This window comes from Vibrio navarrensis, from assembly GCF_000764325.1.
Taxonomy (GTDB): Bacteria; Pseudomonadota; Gammaproteobacteria; order Enterobacterales; family Vibrionaceae; genus Vibrio; species Vibrio navarrensis.
The window spans coordinates 1,378,742-1,403,876 of record NZ_JMCG01000001.1 but is presented as its reverse complement, the minus strand read 5'-3'; the positions used below and the strand labels follow the sequence as shown (position 1 = coordinate 1,403,876).

20 protein-coding genes and 3 pseudogenes are annotated in these 25,135 nt (G+C 47.7%); 12 read left to right on the top strand and 11 right to left on the bottom strand.

Annotated features, from left to right (window positions below; translation table 11 throughout):
- Positions 1–252: 252 nt before the first annotated feature.
- Positions 253–1,341: a linear amide C-N hydrolase gene (locus EA26_RS06325; RefSeq protein WP_160173453.1), complete on the top strand. Its 1,089-nt coding sequence runs from the start codon at positions 253–255 to the stop codon at positions 1,339–1,341.
- Here the strand turns inward: EA26_RS06325 and EA26_RS06320 are convergent.
- Complete coding sequence (locus EA26_RS06320; protein WP_039425656.1) at positions 1,329–2,387, bottom strand: GGDEF domain-containing protein; 1,059 nt, start codon at positions 2,385–2,387, stop codon at positions 1,329–1,331. The genes EA26_RS06325 and EA26_RS06320 overlap by 13 nt on opposite strands.
- Positions 2,388–2,658: 271 nt before the next feature.
- Here EA26_RS06320 and EA26_RS06315 point away from each other — a divergent pair, with 271 nt between their 5' ends.
- The 3 genes and pseudogenes from EA26_RS06315 to EA26_RS06305 all read left to right on the top strand — a co-directional run.
- Positions 2,659–4,044, top strand: coding sequence for a DASH family cryptochrome (locus tag EA26_RS06315; RefSeq protein WP_039425653.1), 1,386 nt, complete (start codon positions 2,659–2,661; stop codon positions 4,042–4,044).
- Positions 4,041–4,748 (top strand): SDR family oxidoreductase, encoded by a 708-nt coding sequence (locus EA26_RS06310; protein ID WP_039425650.1) that lies wholly within the window; start codon positions 4,041–4,043, stop codon positions 4,746–4,748. Before EA26_RS06315 ends, EA26_RS06310 begins: the two co-directional genes overlap by 4 nt.
- A 39-nt stretch (positions 4,749–4,787) precedes the next feature.
- Positions 4,788–5,867, top strand: a pseudogene (locus EA26_RS06305) (methyl-accepting chemotaxis protein); the annotation flags it as partial.
- A gap of 59 nt (positions 5,868–5,926) precedes the next feature.
- On the opposite strand, the pseudogene EA26_RS06300 reads toward EA26_RS06305, so the two are convergent.
- Both EA26_RS06300 and EA26_RS06295 read right to left on the bottom strand, forming a co-directional pair.
- Positions 5,927–6,211, bottom strand: a pseudogene (locus EA26_RS06300) (HAD family hydrolase); the annotation flags it as partial.
- Between the two features lie 28 nt (positions 6,212–6,239).
- The gene (locus EA26_RS06295) at positions 6,240–6,620 is read right to left on the bottom strand and encodes a nuclear transport factor 2 family protein (RefSeq protein ID WP_039425647.1); all 381 of its coding nucleotides are present in this window, start codon (positions 6,618–6,620) and stop codon (positions 6,240–6,242) included.
- Between the two features lie 41 nt (positions 6,621–6,661).
- Here EA26_RS06295 and EA26_RS21865 point away from each other — a divergent pair, with 41 nt between their 5' ends.
- The 7 genes from EA26_RS21865 to manA all read left to right on the top strand — a co-directional run bounded on the left by EA26_RS21865 (position 6,662) and on the right by manA (position 14,739).
- Positions 6,662–6,799 (top strand): hypothetical protein, encoded by a 138-nt coding sequence (locus tag EA26_RS21865; RefSeq protein WP_160173452.1) that lies wholly within the window; start codon positions 6,662–6,664, stop codon positions 6,797–6,799.
- 197 nt (positions 6,800–6,996) lie between these two features.
- Positions 6,997–8,148 (top strand): cytochrome-c peroxidase, encoded by a 1,152-nt coding sequence (locus tag EA26_RS06290; RefSeq protein ID WP_039425644.1) that lies wholly within the window; start codon positions 6,997–6,999, stop codon positions 8,146–8,148.
- A 276-nt stretch (positions 8,149–8,424) separates the two neighbouring features.
- A complete protein-coding gene (gene uhpT / locus EA26_RS06285; RefSeq protein WP_039425641.1) occupies positions 8,425–9,822 on the top strand; it encodes a hexose-6-phosphate:phosphate antiporter UhpT in 1,398 nt (465 codons plus the stop codon).
- A gap of 136 nt (positions 9,823–9,958) precedes the next feature.
- On the top strand, positions 9,959–10,567 hold the full coding sequence (gene uhpA / locus EA26_RS06280) for a response regulator transcription factor UhpA (RefSeq protein ID WP_039425639.1): 609 nt from the start codon (positions 9,959–9,961) through the stop codon (positions 10,565–10,567).
- On the top strand, positions 10,567–12,066 hold the full coding sequence (gene uhpB / locus EA26_RS06275) for a signal transduction histidine-protein kinase/phosphatase UhpB (RefSeq protein ID WP_039425637.1): 1,500 nt from the start codon (positions 10,567–10,569) through the stop codon (positions 12,064–12,066). The genes uhpA and uhpB overlap by 1 nt, the downstream gene beginning before the upstream one ends.
- A 5-nt stretch (positions 12,067–12,071) precedes the next feature.
- Positions 12,072–13,412, top strand: a complete 1,341-nt coding sequence (locus EA26_RS06270; RefSeq protein WP_039425634.1) for an MFS transporter — start codon at positions 12,072–12,074, stop codon at positions 13,410–13,412.
- Between the two features lie 118 nt (positions 13,413–13,530).
- A complete protein-coding gene (gene manA / locus EA26_RS06265) occupies positions 13,531–14,739 on the top strand; it encodes a mannose-6-phosphate isomerase, class I (RefSeq protein WP_039425631.1) in 1,209 nt (402 codons plus the stop codon).
- Between the two features lie 534 nt (positions 14,740–15,273).
- Here the strand turns inward: manA and EA26_RS06260 are convergent.
- The 3 genes from EA26_RS06260 to EA26_RS06250 form a co-directional block, all read right to left on the bottom strand.
- Positions 15,274–15,804: a nucleotidyltransferase family protein gene (locus EA26_RS06260; protein WP_039425628.1), complete on the bottom strand. Its 531-nt coding sequence runs from the start codon at positions 15,802–15,804 to the stop codon at positions 15,274–15,276.
- Positions 15,805–15,829: 25 nt separating this feature from the next.
- Positions 15,830–16,363 (bottom strand): AAA family ATPase, encoded by a 534-nt coding sequence (locus EA26_RS06255; RefSeq protein ID WP_039425625.1) that lies wholly within the window; start codon positions 16,361–16,363, stop codon positions 15,830–15,832.
- Between the two features lie 72 nt (positions 16,364–16,435).
- Positions 16,436–18,115 (bottom strand): SWIM zinc finger family protein, encoded by a 1,680-nt coding sequence (locus tag EA26_RS06250; protein WP_039425622.1) that lies wholly within the window; start codon positions 18,113–18,115, stop codon positions 16,436–16,438.
- A gap of 170 nt (positions 18,116–18,285) precedes the next feature.
- On the opposite strand from EA26_RS06250, the pseudogene EA26_RS22155 reads away from it, so the two are divergent.
- Positions 18,286–18,493 (top strand): annotated as a pseudogene (locus tag EA26_RS22155) (integrase); the annotation flags it as partial.
- A gap of 16 nt (positions 18,494–18,509) precedes the next feature.
- Here EA26_RS22155 and EA26_RS06245 read toward each other — a convergent pair.
- From EA26_RS06245 to EA26_RS06230, 5 genes are read right to left on the bottom strand one after another with little or no spacing between them, the layout of a single operon-like run.
- On the bottom strand, positions 18,510–19,337 hold the full coding sequence (locus EA26_RS06245; RefSeq protein WP_039425620.1) for a hypothetical protein: 828 nt from the start codon (positions 19,335–19,337) through the stop codon (positions 18,510–18,512).
- A 2-nt stretch (positions 19,338–19,339) separates the two neighbouring features.
- Positions 19,340–21,184 (bottom strand): AAA family ATPase, encoded by a 1,845-nt coding sequence (locus tag EA26_RS06240; RefSeq protein ID WP_052079639.1) that lies wholly within the window; start codon positions 21,182–21,184, stop codon positions 19,340–19,342.
- Between the two features lie 42 nt (positions 21,185–21,226).
- On the bottom strand, positions 21,227–22,282 hold the full coding sequence (locus EA26_RS20055; RefSeq protein WP_052079636.1) for a restriction endonuclease subunit S: 1,056 nt from the start codon (positions 22,280–22,282) through the stop codon (positions 21,227–21,229).
- A 36-nt stretch (positions 22,283–22,318) separates the two neighbouring features.
- Entirely contained in the window at positions 22,319–23,203 is an 885-nt protein-coding gene (locus EA26_RS20050; RefSeq protein WP_052079635.1) for a restriction endonuclease subunit S, read from the bottom strand.
- On the bottom strand, positions 23,203–25,116 hold the full coding sequence (locus EA26_RS06230) for an N-6 DNA methylase (RefSeq protein WP_039425617.1): 1,914 nt from the start codon (positions 25,114–25,116) through the stop codon (positions 23,203–23,205). Before EA26_RS06230 ends, EA26_RS20050 begins: the two co-directional genes overlap by 1 nt.
- Positions 25,117–25,135 lie beyond the last annotated feature (19 nt).

The window sequence follows — 25,135 nt, the reverse complement described above, 5'->3', positions numbered from 1 at the left end:
CAGATCACACTTACTCTTTTGCTGCAAAGCAGCCTGACTAAACTCGCCGCACAACTTAACGGCTTAATATGACAGTAGAATTTCACACCAAAAAGTAAGCACAACTCTCATTTTAAATAGCGCATCCCGCCAAAGCCCATGACATTCTGCTACATCTATTGCTCAGCCAAGCGCATACAACCTTATCGATTGGTGCTGGCGCGTCAAGCTGGGCAACTTTTGCAAAAACAACACAAAGGACATAACAACACTATGTGCACACGCATTCTCAACAATATGGATAACAAACAGGTCGCCGTTGCTCGCAACATGGATTGGGAGTTTCACCTTGATGCCACACTGCTTCTGACCCCAAGTGGCGGCAACGCAGTCGGCATGAGCAAGGCCGAACGCAAAAAAGAAGGGCTGATGAAAAAATGGCAGGCAAAATATGCGAGCATAGCCACCTTACTAGGCGATGACGAAGATGGCTTTGGATTTTGTGATGGTATGAATGAAAAAGGCTTTGTCGCCAACGTGTTATACGACACCAACTGCAGCTTTTATCAAGGACAGCTCAGTGATGAGCAAAAAGGGCTGAGCGTGCTACGCTGGGGGCAATTTATGCTCTATCGCTTCGCGACAGTGCGAGAGGCGGTGAGCTATTTCTCTTTCCCTGAACCGGGTATGGAGATCTGCTTTTTCGGCGGCAGCGTTCCCGGTGATCCCAACGCACCTGCGCAAGTTCATGCAGCAATTTCTGACCAACATGGGGATTCAGCCATTTTGGAAATTCATGACGGCAAACTGACCATTTATCACCACCGTGACTTTACCGTGATGACCAACGAGCCCGATTATCAGACCCAGCTCAACCTTGATACATATTGGCGCTATCAGTGGAACAAAACGGAGACCAACAACCCGACCCCTGTATTTACCGCGCCGGGTGGGCATACGTCAGTACAAAGATTTGAACGCGCTAGCTATTATCGGTTGCTGCAAAACCAAAGTTTGAGCCATGTTGATCGCGTGGCTCAGGTCGCGGCGATGATATCACCGTGTAAAATTCCACAAGGGTTTGAAGCACTGCATCCGAACAACCTTGAAGAGCAAATTGAGAAGAAGATAGGGGTAACCTTCAACTCATTCACTCTGTGGACCAACATCAGCGATTGCCGCAAGAAGCGCTACTACTTACAAAGCAACGACAATATTCAAACTGTCTGGGTTGAGTTTCCTAAATCGTTTGAACAAGCACAATCGCTCTGTTTGGACGCCGCCTTTAGAGCGGCACAAGTGATGGGTGATGTCACTAAGAAGATGACTCCTGTGGAGAACAATCCCCTTCATACCGCGTAGTCAAATTTCTCAGTCGCAAGGCAATACTGATTTTTGCCTGAGGCTTTGGCACGATAGAGCGCTTCATCGGCATGAAGCAGAGCACTACGATGGTACTCTGGCTGATGAAGTGCCAAACCGATACTGACCGTCACAGGTTGTCCAATCGCAAAATCATATTGGGCAATACTATCTAGCAATCTCTGCACCTTCTCTTTGGCAATTTGCTCATGGCCTGCATCGATGGACACCAGAAACTCCTCACCACCCCAACGGCCGACCGAATCGCCCGGCTCCACCACTTTTTCTAGGCAGCGAGCAAGATTGGACAACACCGAGTCTCCGACATCATGCCCCAATCGGTCATTAATCTTTTTAAAGTCATCCACATCAATCATCGCAATCCAACGAGTCTGCTGTACGTTGTGCAAAAAATCATCCAAGCATCGGCGGTTTGCCAGCCCAGTCAGAGGGTCTTTAGTGGCTAACTCGTGCAATTTTTGGTTTGATTTGCGCAAGGACTCCAATAACTGACGACGACTATGATCGTAAAAAAAGCCGACAAAAAACAAAAAGGCAAATACTGTAGTGAAATGAATAAAACTGATGGTGTCAAAATAGGCCGGCTGCCAAGAGTCCATCGTCGTTAATATATAGGATGCAGTGATAAGGTAAGTTATGCTGCTAAACCAAGCGCCCAACTTGTAGCCCAGAATCAGCATAGACACCATTGGGGTGATAAAAATGAATGCAAGTGAAAATTCGTGGTGCCCTACCTGAACAATGATAGACATGCTCGAAAGGGTCATGTTTAACTGCATGATAAACGCCGCAATTTTTGGCGCTCGACACTCTTTCATCAGCAGCAAACTGATCACACACGAGACCATACCAATCGCCAAGGTGTTACGCATTAGCGTGTCCGGAATAACAAAAATATTGTAGTAGAGAAAGAATAGATTGGTGAAACCAAGAATCATCAAGGCAATCACCAAAAAAGAGTAATCCTTGTAGCGCTCGTCATCGACACGCAGCTCTAACCATTTTGCGATCCACGCACTCAACATGTATCTTCCTTAATTTGAGCCAACTTAGAAAATTACCAGATACGTTAGCATTGTATATTGACAAACATAATAACGAATTATAGTGAATGATACCGAGTATGCAATTGGCATCGTTCAATGTGTTAAATACCGCTAATTTTCTAAATTATCATGGCAAATTGTCACTTTTTTAACTTTTCCGACATTTTCTAACAACGCAGCTTGTGATCGTCAATCCACTCGACGCGTATAACATCTCACCGACCAATGTATCTGCGATTGAGAGTGGAACGTGAGTAAAAAAATTGGCCTGTACTGGTTTACCAACGATTTACGAGTGAACGATAACCCGCTACTTGAGCAAGCCTCGCAGCAAGTGGATCGCTTGATCTGTTTGTACTGTTATCCCTCGATTACGCCGTTTTTGGCGCGCTACGCCCAGCAAACCCAATGGGGCGAAGCCAAAAAAAGGTTTCTCAAGCAAACCTTGGCTGACTTAGATCATTCGCTCAGTACGCTAGGCCAAAAGCTTTGGGTGACGCCACTTTTGCCCTATCAAGCGCTGCGCCATCTACTGACTCAAGTCGAGATTACGGATATTTATGTGGATGCCGTGGCGGGATCAGATGAGCGCCAAGCTATCGCGCGCATTCATCAGGACTTTTCTTCTGTGCACATCCATCAGCAAACTCTGCACAGCTTATTGAGTGAGCCGCAGTTGCCGTTTGCACTTGAGGCGCTACCGAGCACCTTTACCCAATTTCGTAAGCAAGTAGAAACGCTCTCCCTCTCTGCGCCGATGGGTTATCCGCGTGTTTTGCCACCCATTGAGCAAGGCTGGCAGTTGCCTTTGCTGGACACTGTTACCGAGCCGAATCACAGCGCCTTTGTCGGTGGTGAGCAAGCAGGGCTGACGCATTGCCAAAACTATTTCTCCTCCATGCTCCCCAGTCGCTATAAAGAGACGCGCAATGGGTTAGACGACATGGATTATTCCACTAAGTTTTCGCCTTGGCTCGCGCTCGGCGCGGTTTCGCCAAAAACCATTTATGCCATGTTGCAGCGTTATGAAGCTGTACATGGCGCGAACGATTCCACCTACTGGATTTTCTTTGAGTTACTGTGGCGTGAATATTTTTACTGGTACGCGCGGCGCTACGGCGCAAAACTGTTTCGCTTCTCTGGGATTGGCGAGAAAAAACCGCTCACCAGTTTCTATGCGCAGCGCTTTTTACAATGGAAACACGGAGAAACACCTTTCCCCATTGTCAATGCCTGTATGCGGCAACTGAATCAAACGGGTTACATGTCCAACCGTGGTCGACAGTTAGTCGCCAGCTGTCTAGTCCACGAACTAGGCTTAGATTGGCGCTATGGCGCCGCTTATTTTGAAACTCAGTTGATGGATTACGATGTCGGATCCAACTGGGGCAACTGGCAGTATTTGGCGGGAGTCGGAGCCGACCCACGCGGCTCGCGGCAATTCAACCTCGAAAAACAGGCGCACACTTACGATCCAAAGGGCGAGTTCGTTGCCAAATGGTGCGAAACGGCTTGTGACAAGCTAAATGCTCTCGAAAATTTGGCGATCGACAGTGTCGATATGGTTGACTGGCCAATCGCCGCCAGCGCGTCTCATCTTATCCATCATCCTCATAATAAGGAAAGCTCATCATGAATATCGTGATCATCGGTGGCAGCGGCGGTATTGGTTTGGCGATGGTGCAAGAAGCGCTGAACCGTTTTAGTGAGGCCAACGTGCATGCGACTTACCATAGTACTACGCCGACGTGGCAGCACCCGAGGCTGACTTGGCATGCACTCGATGCCACCCAAGAAGCGCAGGTACAAGCCCTGAGTGAGCAATTTAGCCGAGTCGATTGGCTTATCAACTGTGTCGGCGTGCTGCATACGGCAAGTAAAGGGCCAGAAAAGAACCTCAGTGCCTTAGATGCGGATTTTTTCCTCTACAACCTGACCCACAATGCCTTGCCTAGCCTACTGCTTGCCAAGCATTTCACTGCCAAACTGAAGCAGAGTGAGGCGGGCAAGTTTGCCACACTTTCCGCCAAGGTCGGCAGTATCAGTGATAACCGACTCGGCGGTTGGTACAGCTATCGCGCATCGAAAGCGGCGCTCAATATGCTGCTGAAAACGTTAGCGATTGAATGGCAACGCTCACTGAAAAAAGGCGTGGTGTTGGCACTGCATCCAGGCACGACCGACACCAAACTCTCTGCGCCGTTTCACAGCAATGTCGCCCCAGAGAAACTGTTCAGCCCCGCCCGTGTTGCGCACGATTTGATTGGTTTGATTGCAGCGGCAACGCCTGAACAAAGCGGCGGATTTTATGCCTACGATGGTCAGGCGCTGCCTTGGTAACTTGGTAGCAAGCGATACAAAAGAAATATAAATGATTAACAAGCCAATGGATTTCAAAGCCTGATGCTGGCTTTAAGCGGTATCGCGGTCGTGATCTCCGCAGTGGTGGCCTTTATGATCGAACGCAGTTTTCGTCTTTCCTTGGGCAGCGAACCGTATGTGGCGCAAAATGCGATTCAGTTAATGGCCAGCGGTGAACTCACTCAGCACTATGAACCCAGTGAACGCGGTAGCATTCTCCATTCTCTGTCACTGATGTCCGACAAACTGAGCTCGATTGTGCTCAATATCCGCCGCGCATCAGAGCAGTTGGCAACCCAAGTAGAAGCCGTTTCTAGCGGCTCTAGCTCGGTGTTTGATTCAGCGCAGCAGCAGGCTATTCTGACTCAGAATATGGCAACTCAGTTAGAAACCATGCACGCCAGTATTGATGACATCGCCAAAGCGGTCAGCCTTACAGAGCAAAACTCGGTCAACACATCGGACAATGCGCGCGATGGTCGCGTTCGCATAGCGGCGGTTGCAGAACAAATGCTCTCTGTCACCACAGCGGTCAATGACACCGTGGCTCAGGTCAAACAGCTTGAGGCAAAAACGCGCGATATCGGTGGAATCGTCAATATGATCAGCAGTATTTCAGAACAAACCAACTTGCTTGCGCTGAACGCGGCGATCGAAGCGGCACGTGCAGGCGAATCCGGACGAGGTTTTGCCGTGGTAGCCGATGAGGTGCGAAGCCTAGCCAAACGTACTGGCGAAGCGACGACACAAATTGAATCAATGCTCAAAGAAGTACAGGCGCAGACTGTAGCAAGCGTGACCGCCATGGAGAACACCCAGCCTAAAGTCGAGAGTTGCCAGAAAAATACCGCGGAAGCAAGCCAACTGCTGGTGAGCATTGAGCAGCAGTCTCAGGACTCACTCAATCGAGTGCGTGACGTTGTCATTGCCACCGATGAGCAAGTGGAAGTGGTTCGCGAGTTAGTCGTCGCCATGCAACAAATCTCCAGTATGTCGAACGAATCCATTCGCTTAATGGAGAACAACCAAGTCGCCAGCCAGAACTTGAATGCACTTTCCAACCATCTCAAACAGGAAGTGGCCTTCTTCAAAGTGTAACGAGAGCAGCTTGACCTATAAAAACCAGTATGTTGTCATGCTGAGCTTTTTTAAGCGCCTTACGCTGCCAGCATTTCCTCAAAACTGTCGATGCAAGCAAGCGCTCCGCTCAAATCATTTTTGCCGTTGAATGCATGCCTGACGGCGACCACATCACAACCACTCGCTTGGCCTGCCAAGACGCCGGCATTGGAATCTTCAAATATTAAAGCCTGCTCGGGTGTCACTCCCAGTTTTGATAAGGCTAAATGGAAGGCTTCTGGATCAGGCTTATGTTTCGTCACATGTTCTTGAGTAATCACAACCTGAAATGCATCCCTTAGTTCGAGGGCGCTTAAGATATTACGCCTTAGAGCTCCAACTAGACACAGGCTATTCTGGTACTATTTTTACCCATTGTGCCCGCCACTCTGGGGCTGGCATGGGCTCGGGCCAAAACTCTTTTTGTTTGCAGATGAGCCCATTTTCAACAATATGAAAAGTAATGGCGCGCGCCTTTTGTACGCCGTCGGTGATCGAGACGTCCGTAACCACCGTGGCACCGTTGCCAACCACAGAATGGATCTCGAACCGCCAGACGCCATTGGCAGGATAATAGGAATTGATGGCGGTAAAATTCTCTCTGCCAACAATCAGCTCACGCGACTGAGGCCAAAAGCCCTCAAAATCCACACTTAGCCATTCACTGGCTTTGGCAAAATCGTTACTTTTCATCGCTTGCCAGAAGGCTAAAACGACCTGTTTTGCTTCCATTACTCTCTCCCTGTCCATGATTCTGTGTTTAGAAACCAGTAATGCGTAGTCCGCCTTACACGGAGCGTACATCCGCTTTTGGTAGTACCAGCTTAAGCTTCAACATGCCAAGCGTTGCGATTCCGCCTTCACTGTTTGAAGGCTGGATGCTACCCCACTCACATGCCGGAGAGCAATAACCAATTCACTCTTATCCACTCCAAACATAAGAGACTGATTCAAATATAAAAACTTCGCAAGTGAACCGCTATCGTTCATTGTCATCATTTCCGCATACACAGGTTTACTCTAGTATTTGTTGTTAGCACGCTTGAGGTATAATCTTCACCACTTATGACAGCCCAAATGCTTGGGCATTCTTACCACGGAGGTTATTTTGTCCAAACCCACAGCGTTATGGCTAGGTCTTGTTACGTTACTTCATGCTTACCCTATTGCAGCGAGCGATGGGTCAACCATGACCAAGGAGCAACTCGGGCAGATGTTGTTTTTTGATGTCAATCTCTCGCAAAATCGAACGCAATCTTGCGCCACTTGCCACAATCCGAACCATGCTTTTATTGACAACAGAGAGTCAGAGCTGGAGGGAATGGTCTCAAAAGGTGACGATGGGGTGTCGTTTGGTGACCGCAATACACCAACTGCCTCTTACGCCAACAAAATCCCTCGCATAACCCGTAATGACGCGGGCGAATTTAAAGGCGGGCTCTTCCTTGATGGCAGAGAGCGCGATTTGGCTGGTCAAGCCGGTGGCCCTCCTTTAAATCCACTTGAAATGGGCATGCCCAACAAACAAGCCGTAGTCGATCGGTTAAAGGAAAACCGTGTCTACGTGCAAGGGTTCACTGCTTTATTTGGTGACGCGATATGGTCAGACACCGACGCCGCCTACCTTGCCATGACAGAAAGTATTGCCGCGTTTGAAAAAACGGACTTTTTTTCGCCCTTTGATTCCAAATACGACCGCTATCTGCGCAATGAAGTCGAACTGACTCAGCAAGAGTCGTTGGGTGAGGCGCTGTTCTTTTCTCAGCAGTTTACCAATTGCAACGCATGCCACCAGCTAAAAGCTTTTCCAAACAGCCAAGGGGAGACATTTAGCAACTATGAGTACCATAACTTAGGGGTTCCGGTGAATACGGTGGTGCGTAAGGTCAACGGCCTAGGCGCGGAGCACATTGACAAAGGGCTGCTTGAGCACCCGCGTATCGACGATGAAGCGCAAGCTGGTAAGTTTAAAGTGCCGACACTGCGCAACGTCGCCGTGACTGGCCCTTATATGCACAACGGCGTGTTTAAAGACTTGCGTACTGTGGTGCTGTTTTACGACAAATATAATAACTCAACCCGCACGATTAACCCGGAAACAGGCCAGCCTTGGCGAGCGCCTGAGGTTGATAAAAACTTAGCGCTGACCGAAGCAAAATTTCAATCGCGCGCTTTGACCGATAAGCAAGTAGACGCGTTAGTCGCCTTTATGAAGACACTCACCGACCAACGCTACGAACACCTGCTCGAAGAAAAATAAACAGCGGCTCACATCCATCAGGCGATGGATGTGAGCCTACGTTATATGCTTCACAAAGCGCGAGCGGTTGAAGCCTTACATTGTGCGTATTAACACTATGCCACACAGAATGTGATGATTTTCACGCTTTAGCGCTCACTCACTCTTTTCTAGGAATTTTTCTTAGCCGATCTAAGCCCTCCTCTCATGTGATTCAAAAGTGGACTCTCTACAATCGCCAGCAGTTAAAAGAAAGCGAGCACGCAAGTGCATCACCCTAATCCAAGAGAGTTCACGATGTTAAAATTCCTTGAACAAGTCCGGAAGCCTACCCTCGATCTTCCTGTCGAAGTACGTAGAAAAATGTGGTTCAAGCCATTTATCCAATCTTACCTAGTGGTATTTATTGGTTACTTGACCATGTACCTGATCCGTAAAAACTTCAACGTCGCGCAAAACGACATGATCTCCACTTACGGTTTAAGCATGACCGATCTCGGTTTAATTGGTCTGGGTTTTTCGATTACTTACGGCATCGGTAAAACCGTCGTCTCTTACTACGCTGATGGTAAGAACACCAAGCAGTTTCTCCCTTTCATGCTGCTCCTCTCTGGTCTTGCCATGCTTGGATTCAGCTTCAGTATGGGCGGCGGCAGCGCGAGCTTGTTCTTGATGGTGGCGTTTTACGCACTCAGTGGTTTCTTCCAAAGTACGGGGGGTCCTTCTAGTTACTCGACCATCACCAAGTGGACCCCACGTAACAAGCGTGGCTCTTACTTAGGCCTTTGGAACATGTCGCACAACGTGGGTGGCGCTGGTGCTGCGGGTGTCGCTCTGTTTGGTGCTAACTACCTCTTCGACGGTCACGTAATCGGTATGTTTGTCTTCCCTTCTGTCATTGCGATCATCGTTGGTTTCATCGGTATGCGCTTTGGTAGCGACTCTCCAGAAGCTTACGGTCTGGGTAAAGTAGAAGAACTTTTCGATGAAGCAGTGAGTGAAGAAGACACCGCCGCTGAAGAAAACCAGATGACCAAAAAAGAGATCTTTGTTGAATACGTTCTTAAAAACAAAGTGATCTGGCTACTTTGCTTTGCCAACATCTTCCTTTACATCGTGCGTATCGGTATCGACCAATGGTCAACGGTATACGCGTACCAAGAGCTTGGTCTATCAAAAGAAGCCGCAATCTCTGGTTTTACCCTATTCGAAGTGGGTGCGCTTGTGGGTACTTTGATGTGGGGTTACCTATCTGACCTTGCGAACGGTCGCCGTGCTTTAGTGGCTTGTGTCTCTCTTGCATTGATCATTGTATCCCTTGAGTTCTACCAACATGCAACCAGCGAGTTCATGTACCTAGCGTCGCTGTTTGTACTGGGTTTCCTCGTGTTTGGTCCTCAACTGCTTATCGGTGTTGCGGCAGTTGGCTTTGTTCCTAAGAAAGCAATCAGTGTGGCCGATGGCGTAAAAGGCACTTTCGCTTACCTAATTGGTGACAGCTTCGCGAAACTGGGGCTGGGTATGATTGCAGACGGTACGCCAATCTTTGGCCTAACCGGTTGGAAAGGCACCTTCGCAGCCCTAGATACCTCTGCAATGATTTGTATTGTTTTGCTTGCTTTCGTTGCTATCGCGGAAGAGAAAAAGATCCGACATAACAAGAAGAAGCTTGAACTCGCAGAAAACCAAGCTTAATCAACCAGTGCGCTTTGCCAGTCAAAGCGCACTAGATCATTAAATAAACTTGGTCAATTTAGTATCATCGTAGGATTTTATTGAGTTCTTTAAGAACTCATTTTCGTTTGTTTATTGCTGAAGTTTGGTATTTAAGATGATTAACGTAGCGCTTGTGGATGACCATGTCATTGTTCGTTCTGGATTTGCTCAGCTGTTGAGCCTAGAAGCAGACATGAATGTTGTCGGTGAATTTAGCTCGGTAGCCGAAGCCCGAGTGGGATTACCTGCATGCAAGCCAGATGTGGTTATCCTAGATATTTCGATGGCAGACGAAAGTGGGCTTACCCTACTCTCCGAAATCCCTTCTGGCATTGCGTGTGTCATGCTAAGTGTTCACGATTCTCCCGCGATGGTTGAGAAATCACTGAAACTGGGCGCGAAAGGCTACCTAAGTAAACGTTGTAGTCCTGATGAGTTAATCCAAGCCGTAAGAACCAGTGCTTCCGGCGGTTGTTACCTAACGCCCGATATTGCGTTAAAGCTGGCGACACCAAGTGACAAAACCGCGACGCAGACTCAACTGACTCGCCGTGAAAACGAAGTGTGCCAGTTACTGGCTCGCGGTTTAGATGTGAAGTCCATCGCCACTGAGCTTGGCTTAAGCCATAAGACGGTTCACGTTCACCGTGCAAACGCGATGGATAAGCTCGGCGTGAAGAACAACGTTGAACTCGCCAAACTGTTCTCGCAAGAGTCGTTTTAATGCGTAGCTACATCATCACCTCCATTTGTGGTTTATTCATGGCAGGATGTTCGTGGTTCTGTCTGTGGGTGATTGCGTATTACTTTGTCAACGATGCTGAGCTTGCGATCTTGCTGTTCCCCTTCGCGTTGCGTCTGGGCTTAACACTGCATACGCGTAAAAAATACTGGGCCACGATTTATCTTGCCGAATGGGGATTGACCGTCGCACTCGCTCTACTTCTTGAACAACCTCAATGGTTGATGGTGTTGGTTGCTAGCGTATTAAGTATTCCAGTGGTTTACCTTGCTAAGCGCTATTACAAAGGCGATCAGAATCAGCACTTAGCGGTTATGGCTGTCGTGTTGCTCGTAACGTCTTGCATTAATGTGCTCGCGGTTGGCTACCATGTTCAATCTGTCTATATGGCGTGGTTGGCAAGTATCGCCGGCGGTTTGTTGGTTCTGCCAATGTGTTACCTACTTTGGAACTATCTCTTCCAAAGCCCTTGGTCGCCATTGACCTCAAATTTGTTAGCTAACGACATTCAATTCAAAGTTCGTCATATCTTGCTTTATAGCGTGTTATTGATCGCCAGCATTTTGATTCAAACCAGCTTGCCGGATGAGCTAAAACGCTTCGCCCCTTTTTGTATGGCCATCCCAATCATTGTGCTTGCGCTGCGCTATGGCTGGCAGGGTGCGCTGCTTGCGACCATGTTAAACAGTATTGCCTTGATTGCTGCGCGAAGTGGGGTGTCGAACTTAGAAATCACTGACCTGCTGCTCTCTCTTTCTGCACAAACCTTAACCGGCATCATGCTCGGTTTAGCGGTGCAAAAACAGAAAGATCTTAATCAAAAGCTTCGGGGTGAATTGTCAAGAAACCAAACCTTGTCTCGCCAACTTATTCAAGCGGAAGAGTCGGTACGTCGCGACGTAGCAAGAGAGCTGCACGATGAGATTGGACAGAACATCACGGCAATTCGTACCCAAGCAAGCATCATTAAGCGAGTTGATAACGCAGAAATGAACACACGCTGTGCCGAGATGATCGAGAATTTGTCGCTCAATGTTTATGACACGACCAAGCACCTGCTGAGCAAATTGCGCCCGAAAATGCTCGACGATCTGGATTTGAAAGATTCCGTTTACCAGTTAACCCGTGAAATGGAGTTCGACAATCATGGCACACGCGTTGTGCTTGATTGGCAAGGCGACTACGAGTCTCTGGGCGACACATTAAAAGTCACCCTATTCCGTTTGTGCCAAGAAGCGTTAAACAACGCAGCGAAATACGCGAATGCGACGTCTATCGTTATCGAGCTCTCTATAGACGAGAACATTTCGTTGCATATCGCTGACAACGGCATTGGGTTTAAAACCGAAGAGTGCATGAAAGGGATGGGCGTTCGCGGCATGCAAGAACGCGTGCAAGCGCTTGGCGGGAAAATGTATATCTACTCTTTGAACGATCACGTAGATGGCACACAGATCGCCATCACATTACCTAAGGTGTAACGAGCATGTTTGGATTATTTCAGTCTCCGAGCTACAACCAAGCTCCCCTTAGCAAAGACCAAGTGGATGAACGCTACCGTTATTGGCGTCTGCATATCATGCTGGGGATGTATCTTGGTTACGCGGGCTTTTACTTCACGCGAAAAACGTTCAACTATGCCGCGCCCGCGATGATTGCTGATCTGGGGTTAGACAAGGCCGATATCGGTATGATTGGAACGCTTTTCTACATCACCTACGGTTTATCCAAGTTCATTTCCGGCACCATTTCTGACCGTTCTAACCCTCGCTTTTTCATGGGTGTCGGTTTGATCGCGACGGGCTTAATCAATATCGCGTTTGGCTTCTCCAGCTCTTTGGTTGCACTCGCTGTACTGTGGGTCATGAACGCTTGGTTCCAAGGTTGGGGCTGGCCTTCATGTTCTAAGCTACTTACCACTTGGTATTCGCGCTCAGAGCGTGGCTTCTTGTGGGCAATTTGGAACACAGCTCATAACGTAGGTGGCGCTTTGATTCCCGTACTCGTTGGATTTCTCACATTCCATTACAGCTGGCGGGAAGGCTTTATCGTACCGGGAGTCATTGGCGTCATTCTTGGTGTGATTGTGTGTTGGCGCTTGCGCGATAAACCGACGACTCAAGGTCTACCAACCGTTGGGCAGTGGCGCAATGATGCATTAGAACTTGCCCAAGAGAACCACGGACAAGGGCTGAGTTATAAAGAGATCCTCAGGCAATACGTGTTCAACAACAAGTACATTTGGTTGCTCGCATTTAGCTATGTTCTGGTTTACATCGTGCGTACCGCAATTAATGACTGGGGTAACGTCTACCTGACAGAACAACACCACTACAGCCTAATTAATGCCAACGCCGCAGTATCGATGTTTGAAATCGGTGGTTTTGTCGGTTCTCTGGTGGCGGGTTGGGGCTCGGATAAATTGTTCGGCGGTAACCGCGGTCCGATGAACCTGTTATTTGCCGCAGGTATTTTCCTCTCTGTCGCAGCGCTGTGGTTGATGCCGTTAACCAACTTTGCGTTCCAAGCGGCAGGGTTGTTCTCGATTGGCTTTTTCGTCTTTGGCCCACAATTGTTGATCGGTATGGCTGCAGCGGAATGCTCGCATAAAGATTCCGCTGGCGCTGCCACTGGCTTTGTCGGTTTGTTTGCTTACATGGGCGCTGCGCTTTCTGGCTACCCGCTCGCATTGATTCTTAAAGAGTACGGCTGGACTGGATTCTTCATCACCATCTCGGTATGCGCAGCCGTGATTGGCTTGCTGTTATTGCCGTTCTTGCAGGCTCAACCTTCGAGAAAGCCGTTCGCTCCCAAGCTTAGGTTGTAGGCATCTCATTGTAGAAGCGACTTCTACATCTCTTAGGGTGAGTTAACCGCTCACCCATCCAATCTCCACTATTTTTTGCTTCCGATTCAGTTCGGAGGGTTTTCTACGGGTAAAATTCATGAATTCGAATACTATTTCATCAAAATGCTTCTTCAAAATGGACAATAAGATCCAAAACTACGACTGGGGAAGCCGCACCGCTATCCACGATTTGTTTGACTTTGCCAACCAAGCGCAGCAACCTCAAGCCGAAGTGTGGATGGGCACGCATCCCAATGGTTGTTCTATGGTAAAGCAAGGAAGTACCCATGTTTCGCTGTCGGAACTGATCAAACAAGATCCGTCAGCGTTTTTATCGCAAAACACCGCAAAAGCTTTTGGTGACCTACCTTTCCTTTTCAAGATCCTTGCGGCGGATAAAGCCTTGTCTATCCAAGTGCACCCCAACAAACAAGATGCTGAGCTCGGTTACGCCAAAGAACAAGAGCTGGGTTTACCACTGAGTGCATTCAATCGTAATTACAAAGATGCCAACCACAAGCCTGAGCTGGTTTACGCACTAACGGAATACCAAGCAATGAACGGCTTTCGTCCGTTTGATGAGATCATCGCTGAGTTTCGCCTGTGTGACATTCCAGAGATCAACGGCTACCTAGAGCAATTTGAACGTAATCGTAACCAAGACGGCTTGTGCCACTTCTTCGTGGAGATTCTTTCTATGGAGGAAGCACGCAAGGTCAATGCAGTCGATCACTTATTGAGTTACGCCGCAATGAACCAAGCACGCCCAGTATACGCACTGATTTTAGACCTTGCTGAGCAGTACCCAAATGATGTGGGTTTGTTTGCCCCGTTATTGCTGAATGTTATTACGCTTAAACCGGGTGAAGCCATGTTCCTATGTGCAAGAACGCCTCACGCCTACATCAAAGGCACGGGGCTGGAAATTATGGCGAATTCAGATAACGTACTTCGCGCCGGTTTAACACCAAAACACATGGATGTGGAAGAACTGGTTAAGTGTACCGACTTCGTTCCAAAGCCAATCAACACCCTATTAACCCAAGCAGAAATCAACGGCTGTGAACATCACTTCCCTGTTCCTGTGCAAGATTTTCAGTTCTCCGTCTTCCAAGCGCCAAAAGAACAACGAGTCGAGATGAGCAGTGCGGAAATCTTAATGCCCATCGATGCGGACGTTGCACTTCTCGCACAAAGCGGTGAAACATTGGTGCTTGGTAAAGGGCAATCGGCTTTCATTCCTGCTTATGTAGGGAACTACACGATCAGTTGTAAAGGTCGTGTCGCTCGTACATTTAATGGCTAAGTCGATTTCCAATTAAAATAAACAGCGGCTGGCATTCATTGGGTGATGGATGCCAGCCTACTTTGCGCGTCATTCTCTTAAACAGAATCAATAGCTTAATCTCACGCAAACGGCAGTAGTACCTAGAAGAAGCCTAGCAGATAGTGCAAAATAGCCACTTTCATTGCGATGGCAGTCCGCTCATGTACGCAACGGACGTTTTTTACCGATATGGATGAAAACAAGCTACAAGCGGCACTGACTACATCAACTTTAATGATCAAGCAAATTTGGGTAACTTCAGACGTAAGACCGGGGCGAGAATCAGTATCTGCTGCGTGTCGTGCAGAAAGATGCACAAGGCCGCTACTGGCTAAAAGCCAATAACCCAGATTACGAGTTAATGCCCGCTAACGATTCGATGAAGACATTTGCGAGGCTGAAAAAGGTTATTACTGAGTAACCAAAGCGTGTTCCGTTGTTTATTATCATATGCATTGGAAAAACAGCTTTTGCATTAGTTGAAGCAACGGATTTGGTTGGATAAATTTGTTGTTACGACATCACCACTAATTTAGGCCAATTCGCCAACCATCCTTTTGAAGTGACGCGGTGTTCAAACGTTGCCAAACAACGCTTCGGATTGTGCGTGATATACCCACGAAATAGAGATTCAAGCCCAAAAGCCGAAACACATTCATAGTGATTAGGCGCCACTTGCCGAACGGCCACCGCCGTTTCTTTCTCTGGCCAATAACGCATGGCATCTATAGCGCTTTGATACGGCTCATCACCGTTACGAAGATGCATTTTTGCTTGATTGCGAACCTGCCAATTTAACTGCGGCATACGCGCCTTTAAATGCGCTTCATATTGCAGATAAGCATCGGGGTTTGACTCTGTGGGATCAAAGTAGATCACATCAACATCATTCAAGGGAGTGGCTAAACCGTGTAATGAATCCCACACCAAATTTCGCACAAAGCCTGCGGCAATATAGCACTGAGGCAATGACAACTCGGACACATGGCCTAACGCCTCTGTTCTCATTCGGTCTTCTTTGATGAGGGCGATGAGCTTATCCATCTTCTCCCAAAGGCATAACGCCATCCTAAAGACTAAGGTTGTTTAATATAAATTCCGCTCGCTCTCGAACGGAGACCATCGGCACTTCAAGCAAATCGTAACCAAACTGCGTGTAGGCACTCACCATCTCGCGATACGTAGCAACGGCTTCTTTAAAATCTTGCTTTCGCTCTCGATCATTTTTATAGATCAATTCCCACGGCGGGAAAATAAACACCTTACGGTCATAACTCAACTCACAACATTTCGTGGATAAAAGCGTCGAAATGGGTAAGTTTTCAAGCTTACTGTAGCCATAGCAGTCAATAATGCTTCTATCATAAAAAGTGGTTACCGCATGCCCAAAGTCGTCATAGTTTTTGATTTCTTCAGCCACCATTTGGTCGCGAAAGGCCAATTTGTCCAACCAAGGTAACGCGCTACCTTGAGCTTGCACTTGTGCTTGGATGACTTTTCGCCCCACTTCGGGGGCACTTGGGTAACCTAAGTTATTGAGATATTCGATAACGGAGGTTTTGCCCGCCCCCGGCCCACCGGTAAACACAACACGATGATTCAAATGAACCTCCTAGGTGGCCATCTCTTTGTTGGAATGCAAGTGCGCGATTTAAAGCCTTACATTATCAACAGGTTATAAATGGGAGGCGTAGTGTTGTTTTAACAACGTCAACATATTGCGCTTGCGTTTATAGCTTTGTGCCAATGAGGCTATTTCAACATAGAACTGCGCCAACTCCGTAGGGTGTGATTTAAGCAACCCTTCGATTTTTCGTAAAAGCGTTAACGCTGTGGCATAGGCTTCATTGCTCGTCTGCTCAATCTGCACCGTGACAACGCGAAGGTAGTAGCTGAGTGCATGGTTTGGCTTATCATCCACCACAAGATCAGCCAACGTTAGCAACGCATTGGTGGACACTCTATTGCTTGCCACCCATTCACACGCTTGGTCAAATTGCTGATTGTCGATATAAAAAAGCACCAAGGCATCGGTTTGTTCAGACACACGGTTAAATTGGTCTGGCAGCCGATAGGAATTCTTAAACAACTGCTCAACACGGGAAAGAAACTCAGCGTCATCCACTGAGTAATTCGCTTTAAATTGAACCATATCTTTATAGCGCTGAAAACTGGGTGATCGTTCTAACAGGCGATTGGCCAGCGACCAAGCGGATTTAATTTCACCAAGCTCAACATAAAGGCGGAACTGCGCCTGATCACACGCTTGCCGTTCATACTCGCTCGCAATTTTGCGCGCTTTCGCCAACCAAAACTCGGCTTCTAATGGCGCTTGGTTGTCGATATACATCTCAACAATTTCTAAGAAGTCTCGGCACGTTCGCGCTATTTTTTGCTTAATGGCCACCACATCACGCCAATTTGGGCTTTGTTTAATGAGTGGATTGGCCCATGATCTTAAATTCCAACCACGCTCGTCTGGTGAAGCTTGTTCAATCGCTTGTCGACATAAATCAAGGAAGGACGTGTTGTTTTGCCACACCACGGCAAAATCCTCTTCGATCGACGGGAACACATCGAACTCATGGTGGGTTAAACGCTCAAACATCCAATGCGCTTTTTCTTGTTCACTCCAATTAAGTTTTGCCAGTATGTTAGGCATATGCTCATTAATTAGGCTTTCAATGCCAAAACGAGCGCCACTTGAATCATCGATCTGTTCGAGTACCTTATTCAGCCTTTCCACAAGGTAGTTGATAAGCTTCCACTGCTGCTCTGTGTCAAGGCTTTGCATCGACTCAATGATCATGCTCAACTGGTTTTCTGCCGAATGAAAATAGGCATGGCTCTCTCGCCAATCCCACAGCTGTTCCCGTGGTAAGGCTTGGGTAACTAACTTTTTCAACTCGCCGTACACCGCTGGCTTTTCACGTATTTCGATTTTCGTGAGTAGCGCATTCCACGCGTATTCGTCTTCTTCCAGGTAATCAAGCAGCATCTCTAACCTAGCCTCTTCACCGAGGCTTTGCAGGTGTTTTTTGATTGTCTCGCGCTCACTCTCTTGATTGAGCTGTGGCTGTTCGATAAGAGACATCGCCACTGCCACACCGTGCTTGCACAAGCGTTGATATTGCGCAGCTGGGCACGTGCACTCAGCGACCAAATCACCCGTGAAATCGAGATTCACTTGATAGACGTTGCTGCCTTTCACCTGTGCGGTAGCGGTATTTCCCACCATGGTAAGTTTGCGCACCGCACCACTGCGCGAAAGCTGGATACCTTTTTGCAATGTACTGGTTTCGCACAGCGCCATCAGCTCAACAATATCGATGTCACGAGTTGTGTTAGCGTTCATTGTGTTTGCTCCATCCGTGCTTTGGTTTGTTCTAGTTCAGGTTAATTAAGACGTAGCTCGCGTGAGCGCAATGTTTCACACCAAGCTCTCAATTCTTCGCACCATCTGCTCTCGCTCATTTATCTAATGCGTTGACCGGAAAATCTGCTACTTTTATCCACTGAGTATATTTACGTTCTTTGTCATACCCTCTACCCAACGAGCTAGGTTTTGATTCTAACTCGGTAGAAAGACCCTAGCTCACGTCGATGATAAACCAAGTTCTCAGTACTTATAACCGCACGGATTAGAAAGCCAATGATGTGCTGGTGGAGCGGGCATATAGAAGAGGCCGCCAAAGGCTGCCTCTATGTGATTAGAGCTATGCTTAGCACCTGAAAGTAATATAAACCTATTACATATTACTTCGCCGCTCAAACACAGCGGCAATAACAGCTTCTGGAGCTTGCTTGCGAATGCAAGCTTCTGCAACTGAAGAAAACTCAGCATCGTACTTTATTCTCTCTTTCAAACGGGCAATTGCTGTTTCTTTCACAAGCCAAACTAGAGCGTGTGCACCATGTGCTCTTGCTCCTCGGTAGTCTTGTATGTCCTTTAAACAATCATCCCATTTTTTGCCGCGTTTTTGGTTTAAGCGGTCAATGCGGTTTAATCCCAAGATTTCAATAGTTTTCTCTGCTTTGAATTTCTCTAGGTCATCAATATCCCCAGCAAGTACGGCAATACAACCATCATCATCACGTTCGTAAGAAATCAAACGCGTCTGATCTGTCAACGGGTCGATCAACACTGCCCCTTCGAGTTTTAATTGAACTTCCGAGCTGTTGACTGCGGCACGGCGCTCTCCCTCCATTAAAGGGAAAAAGTCGCTCTTTTTCGTATTTATTAAGTGGCCAGCTATGACGTAGTTCTTCCAATTGAAAGTCAGCCACCAATAACCCTCTTCGTAGCTGCCATCAAGATTTTTTACCCGGCCTTTTGGACGAAAATGATCTACGTGAATCGGTGAGACAGATTCTTCCGCTTCTGTATACCAGCACTTATTGGCGAACTGACTCATTAGCCAACCGCGAATCCTTTGATCACGCCAGTGTTTTTCGTTCTCATCTACGATTGCTTGACGAGCGATATCATCCGCAGCGGCAAGCAGCTGCGCGGTAATGGCATCAGCCTCAGCAACCCAGTCCGCTGGTGGTGTGCCTGTAATGATGACTTTGCGCATGCTTACTCCTTTAACTTCTCGGCCAGCTCTTGCGCAAGCGATGACAAATCCTCTTTACGCTGCGCTTTTACCAATTGTTCCATTATTTTTTCAGCCAAGGCATTTTGCTCTTGGAGTTCTTGCTCGCTGAGTAATTCATCAAGCGGTTTGCTGCGCACTTTGTACATCTGTTCGATAAAGAGTTGATACATTGGGTCTCGGTACTCACGAGAAAAACCCAAGTCGTCGAGGCGAACCACCAAGCAATCCAATTCTTGCTGCTCATCGTGGCTTAACCCCTCATACTTGCGTTTGGCGAGCAAGTCATTGCGTCGTTGCAGTGTGTTTAAGGTGTGGCGGTCGAGCGTGGATGGTAATCCAAACATTTCACTTTTCAGCAAGCCAGATACACCCATGCCTTGCGGGTGCTCGTCTGGCTGTTCAACTAGAGTGTTACCTTCGCTTTTACGAATAATGTGGACTTGCTCTTTTCTGAGCGAGCCCACCATCATCGGGTCATGGGTGGTAATCAGAATTTGCGATTCGCCTTGTGCCAGTGAATCTTTTTCGGAACTCAACACGCCTTCAATATCGTCGAAATAGCGCAGTTTCCAGATGGGGTTTAAATGCGTATCGGGCTCATCTAACAAAAACAAACAATGATCTTCGCGGGTGATGCGCATTAAGCCCAATACAGTGAGCATTTGCAGCTCGCCTTCGGAAAGCTGGGTAAAACTCACTTTACCGCCATACTCATCGCGTTTTTTTACCCTGATGCGCACTTCGTCAATCAAATCACCAATGTAAGCACCTTCGGCATAGCGGAAGAAGCTGTCGGGGCCGCCGACCAGTTCGCCTAACTCTTTCAGCTTTTCTTTGTTGGGTACATACAAATACAGCTGCTTTTGTTTTTCTGTGCGGCCACGAAAGTCAATTTGCTTGCTGGCTTCCTGTTCGATAGGCGCCCAGGCGACTTGCCAGAGTTTGTCGAGAAACTCGCTCACTACGTTGCCACGTGCATACCAAAAGCGCGGGTCGCCTTCGTTGATTTCTATTTCATCGAACTTGCCGCCCCGGCGTTTTTCTCGCAGGCGATGAGGTTCTTTGAGCACAAATAGCGCTGATTCCAACGATTCGATATGAAGATTATTCAGTACCTTTTTGAACACAGGGTCATCAGACAATAAACAGGCGAGTAACACCAACTGGCTATGGCCGCCCCGGCAATAAAACAGGCGGCGCAGACGATCGTCGCCTGCTTGCTTTAATTTGGCCTCGCGGCGGCGTTTGGCCTCTTTTATCGCCCGAATATCAGCATCGGAGGCGGCGAAGTTTTCCAGCAGGTCTTCAGATAAAACTTCGTCGGTGGTGATTTCCTGACGTTTATTAAATCGGCGTTGGTGTTCCTGAAATAACTGTTCGATGCGCTCATTGCGGCCTGAGTAATAGGCAAATATGTGTGTTGGTAATAACCGTGGGCCGCGACGCTCATCTTGCGGGACTTTGTCCGCTGGGTCATTTTTAATCAGATACTCTTGACTTACACGGTCACCGTCTACCCAAACGTAAGGGCGTTTTTGTTTGGCAGTATCGGCCTGAATACGCACGATGTGGCCGCGAATTTCGTATTCCAATGTGTAGTCAAATGCCGCTTCGCGGTCGAGATCGACATCGCGAAATAGGGTAATCAGCGCTTCAATTAAATTGGATTTTCCGGTGCCATTCTGGCCAATCAGCGCATGGCTGCGAATCCGTTTTGCCGGCGTATTCCCTAGTGTGCCAGAAACGGGCTCAAGCTCGCTGGCAAAGCTCACTTCTAGATTGCGCAAGTTACGAAACTGCGGAATGGCTAAATATCGAAGTTGCATACAATTCCCATAAAATTAGAGTCCTTTTAATTCCTGTCTTTTTTAGCTCTCGGCCTTCTCTCGCATTTCCGCAGGCGCAGGTTCCAGCAGCCAACCATGAGCGACTTCGGCTTTTAACTGGGCATAAAAGGCATCGATTTCACCGCCGAAACGCTGCCATAAATCTTTGGCGCTCATCTCGCCGTTATGGCGGGCGAGAATGGTAGCTAGCGGGGCCTGGGCTTTTACATCAGGCGGTGTGCCTAAACGCACCGGTGCCACCAGTTCAGTTTGTGGGGCTTTCATAGGTTCCTCTTCTTGTTCGATGGCGATGCCGGTGAGAGCGGAGACGGATGCAGTTGCTAGTGCTGTTGCAATCTTGCCTGCACTGCGCAATGAACCTTCCAATTCATCACAAACACTCAACAACTGTTCAATGCGACTGACGATTCTTTGCTGCTCTTGAATCGGTGGAATTGGCAGCTCAAGCTGTTTTAGTTTTGCAGCTTTGATTCCTTTTGCGGTCATCCCCGTAGAATTTATATCAAGTAAGCTTTGATAAATTGGAGACATCATAAAGTACATCACGCATTTCGTATTTAAATTAGAAAATGGTTGAAAGTTGATCACGCGCTGAGCCAAAGCGAAGGTCGGTTCTTCTTCAATACGCGCTACATTCCCCAGTGGGGCTTCAGTAGTGAATAGTAAATCCCCAAGTTTTGGAAAGCCGCGAGTCATCCATTCTTGGTAGGATTTTTCGGATATATATTCGATCGGCTCTTTATTTAATCGCCTTGGTCGAACATTTTTGGCCGTAACTAGAACTACCCCGCTTTCTGTTTTAGGCGGTGTTTTTCCTCTGTAGTCGATGAATTGAAATAGATCTTCAAGCGCAGCCTTTGCCCAATGATCTGGCACCTCTAGTTCCAGTTGGTATACATCAGTGGCGGAAGCTTTTTTTCGCTTCATTTCACCTGAGTTCAGTCGAGCTTGCTTGCTGCTTTCATTGCGCTTTATAAAATCGACAACTTTTTCATCTTTTATTGACGCTTCGCTAAGGTAACCAGCGATGGCAAGGCCAAGGACCGCTTCTCTTAGAGCATCAACATCTTCTGGCAAGGAAAACAGTTGATCGAAGTTAGCTTGCAGACGTTGCTAGGTTTCTTGCAGTTCGTTAGGGCTTTGACTGGCGGCGACGGCTTGCAGTGTGGCTTGGCGCAGGTGGTTTTGCAGGGTGCGGCGTTTTTGTTGCTGCGTTTCCAACTGATCACATAAGGCCATCAGCTCATCGACTTTGGCGACAATACGGGATTGTTCTTCGGTTGGCGGCAATGGCATTGCACACAATGCGAAATAATCCGTCGGCAAACGTTTTTGCCCGGCGGTGCCGGTCATACTGGCTTCACCTTTTGCACGAAATAATGGCGAACGAACGAAAAGGTAAACGTAAGCTGGGTTAACGTCTTCGCTTATGGGGCGGAAAACATGAAATTCTGTCGAGCCTGAACCAATGTTGTATTCGAGCCCTTGGACTACTGCTGACTTTCCGTTTTCAAAACATGGGGTAATCTTAGCCAGTAGCACATCGCCATTTGCGAAATGTGTGTAACCTTTTTTGATTTCTGACCACGGCCTAACTTCACCAGTAATAGGGATTGAGTGCAATTCAGAAACGGCAGCCATAGGCAAAAAAGTAGCCATCACTACCGTTTCGGTACCTTCATCGACTTGGTTTCGCGGGTTTATTTCACCTAAATCCAATAAGCGGCTCCAGCGCCAGCTGGGTGGAATGCTGATCGCGGGCGGTGTTAATGGTGCTGACTCTAACTTTAGTGAGCGCTTAAACTTTTTCTCGTTTATCAAGTGCTGCCGAGTTCGAGCAACGTTGTTCAGAACAACATCCGCATTACCATCTTCATCTCGTTGCGCTGTTAGCCTACCGGTCACTGCGAACTGATAAACCAACTCCCGCAACCGAGCAATACCCCCGGGTGCATTGGTAATATGGCCAAACTCGGTCAAAAACTGTTGTGCGTCCATCAGGCTTCCTCGTCACTGAAGTGATGAGACAGCGCCGCGGCCAATTCGCTTTTTAGCTGATTTTCGGTTTCTTCAATTTCACCTAACAGCTTTTTGTATTTGATCAGCAGCTCGTCCGGGTCATGGCTTTCTTCTTGGGCTGCTCGGGGATTTTTTTCATCAAGATTGAATATAGGCCAATAGAGGCGATCACCAGCGGCTTGGGCATCGCGGGCTTTTAACTCTAGAGAATCAGCCTTATTTTTAAGGGTCTCGATAGCATTGTTTAGATTGGCAATAACCCCTTCAGGCGTCACTTCTTGGATAGCCGTTTGTAAAGCGCTGATGAGAGTTGCTGTGTAGACGCGCTGGCTATCACTTGCTCCGGTTAAATCTGCATGTAAATCAACCAACTGATCATGAAGCAAATCTGAAATGCCATTATCTTGTCTGCGACCAGTTAAGGAGTCACTAAGATACCTAGCTTGCCTGCGAGCATCTGATGCTTGACTACGTAAACTTTCGGCATTTTTCCAATGTGGCTGAGCAGCCGCTTCGGCCTGTTCGCGTTTAGCTTTGAAGTCTACCTTCCATGCGAATTCGTTTTCTTCGCGACTGGCAAAGTCGTCACTTTCATCGCCCCACCAATCTTGCTCTGGTTTGAATTCTTCCAGACGAATGGGTTTGGTTTTGCTGTAGCTTTTGTAACCCGCTGGGTAGGGGTGCTCGTAAAACCAAATAGTGTCGGTGTGAAAGTGTTCGCTGCCATCGTCTACCCGTGCGCCTTTGGTAAAAAACAGCAGGTTGGTTTTGATAGTGGTGTAAGGGGCAAATACACCTTTGGGCAGACGGATGATAGTGTGCAGTTTGCACTCTTGCAGCAGCAGTTTTTTAAGCGTGCCTTTTATACCATCGCCAAATAAAAAGCCATCGGGCAGTACTACAGCGGCACGGCCGTTTTCTTTTAACAGCTTTTTGATGATCAGCGCCATAAACATATCGGCGGTTTCGCGGGTTCTTAAGTCAGCTGGGTAGTCTCCACCCACCGTATTATCTTCGTAGCCACCAAATGGCGGATTGGTGATAATGCAGTCTACCTTGTCGTTATTACTCCACTCATTCCACCCCTTGCCTAAAGTGTTTTTATGTTCGATCTGGCTGGGTACATCAATACCGTGTAACAGCATGTTGGTGGTACACAACAAATGTGGTAACTGCTTTTTCTCAATACCAAGAATGAGATCTTCGATGGCGCGTTTATCTTCGGCACTGGATTTATCTGTGAGCTGGTTGCGTAAGTGATCAATGGCAGCGGTTAAGAAGCCACCAGTTCCGCAAGCTGGGTCCATAACGGTTTCGCGTTTGTCCAAACGTGGATTAACGCGATCAGCCATGAAGGCAGTGATAGCGCGCGGGGTATAAAACTCACCAGCGTTACCAGCACCACGTAGATCGTTCAGTAGTTGCTCGTACACATCGCCGATATTGGCGCGTGTTTTAAAGTCGTGAAAGTTAATCGCCTCCTCGAGCTTTTCGATCACAGCAAGGAACTGGGTGCCTGATTTCATGTAGTTGTTGGCGTCCTCGAAGACGCTGCGGATGACTTTATGGATCGGGCTAGCATTTGGATCTATCTGTTTTAGTTCCGGAAATAGCTCATTATTGACAAAACCGATAATTTCACTAGGTGCAATTTGCGGTGCTTTTCTGCCATCAGAATCAGAAATGTAAGCTGCCCAATCGCGCCAACGTAACCCTTTAGGTAAAGGCGATTCGTAGTTGCGGTTATCATCTTCCCATTCCTCTTCGCGCTGATCGAAGACTTTTAAAAATAGCATCCATGTTAGCTGCCCAAGCCGCTGGGCATCACCATCAACACCATCATCTTTACGCATGATGTCTTGTATGCTTTTGATTGTACTACTTAAATTCATTACTCATTTACTCATGCTG

Bases quoted from the DNA above. Each gene is read 5' to 3' on its own strand.
- EA26_RS06325 (WP_160173453.1), top strand. From the start codon at position 253: ATGTGCACACGCATTCTCAACAATATGGATAACAAACAGGTCGCCGTT.
- EA26_RS06320 (WP_039425656.1), bottom strand. From the start codon at position 2,387: ATGTTGAGTGCGTGGATCGCAAAATGGTTAGAGCTGCGTGTCGATGAC.
- EA26_RS06310 (WP_039425650.1), top strand. From the start codon at position 4,041: ATGAATATCGTGATCATCGGTGGCAGCGGCGGTATTGGTTTGGCGATG.
- EA26_RS06295 (WP_039425647.1), bottom strand. From the start codon at position 6,620: ATGGAAGCAAAACAGGTCGTTTTAGCCTTCTGGCAAGCGATGAAAAGT.
- EA26_RS21865 (WP_160173452.1), top strand. From the start codon at position 6,662: ATGCGTAGTCCGCCTTACACGGAGCGTACATCCGCTTTTGGTAGTACC.
- uhpT (WP_039425641.1), top strand. From the start codon at position 8,425: ATGTTAAAATTCCTTGAACAAGTCCGGAAGCCTACCCTCGATCTTCCT.
- uhpA (WP_039425639.1), top strand. From the start codon at position 9,959: ATGATTAACGTAGCGCTTGTGGATGACCATGTCATTGTTCGTTCTGGA.
- uhpB (WP_039425637.1), top strand. From the start codon at position 10,567: ATGCGTAGCTACATCATCACCTCCATTTGTGGTTTATTCATGGCAGGA.
- EA26_RS06270 (WP_039425634.1), top strand. From the start codon at position 12,072: ATGTTTGGATTATTTCAGTCTCCGAGCTACAACCAAGCTCCCCTTAGC.
- manA (WP_039425631.1), top strand. From the start codon at position 13,531: ATGAATTCGAATACTATTTCATCAAAATGCTTCTTCAAAATGGACAAT.
- EA26_RS06260 (WP_039425628.1), bottom strand. From the start codon at position 15,804: ATGGATAAGCTCATCGCCCTCATCAAAGAAGACCGAATGAGAACAGAG.
- EA26_RS06250 (WP_039425622.1), bottom strand. From the start codon at position 18,115: ATGAACGCTAACACAACTCGTGACATCGATATTGTTGAGCTGATGGCG.
- EA26_RS06245 (WP_039425620.1), bottom strand. From the start codon at position 19,337: ATGCGCAAAGTCATCATTACAGGCACACCACCAGCGGACTGGGTTGCT.
- EA26_RS06240 (WP_052079639.1), bottom strand. From the start codon at position 21,184: ATGCAACTTCGATATTTAGCCATTCCGCAGTTTCGTAACTTGCGCAAT.
- EA26_RS20050 (WP_052079635.1), bottom strand. From the start codon at position 23,203: ATGGACGCACAACAGTTTTTGACCGAGTTTGGCCATATTACCAATGCA.
- EA26_RS06230 (WP_039425617.1), bottom strand. From the start codon at position 25,116: ATGAATTTAAGTAGTACAATCAAAAGCATACAAGACATCATGCGTAAA.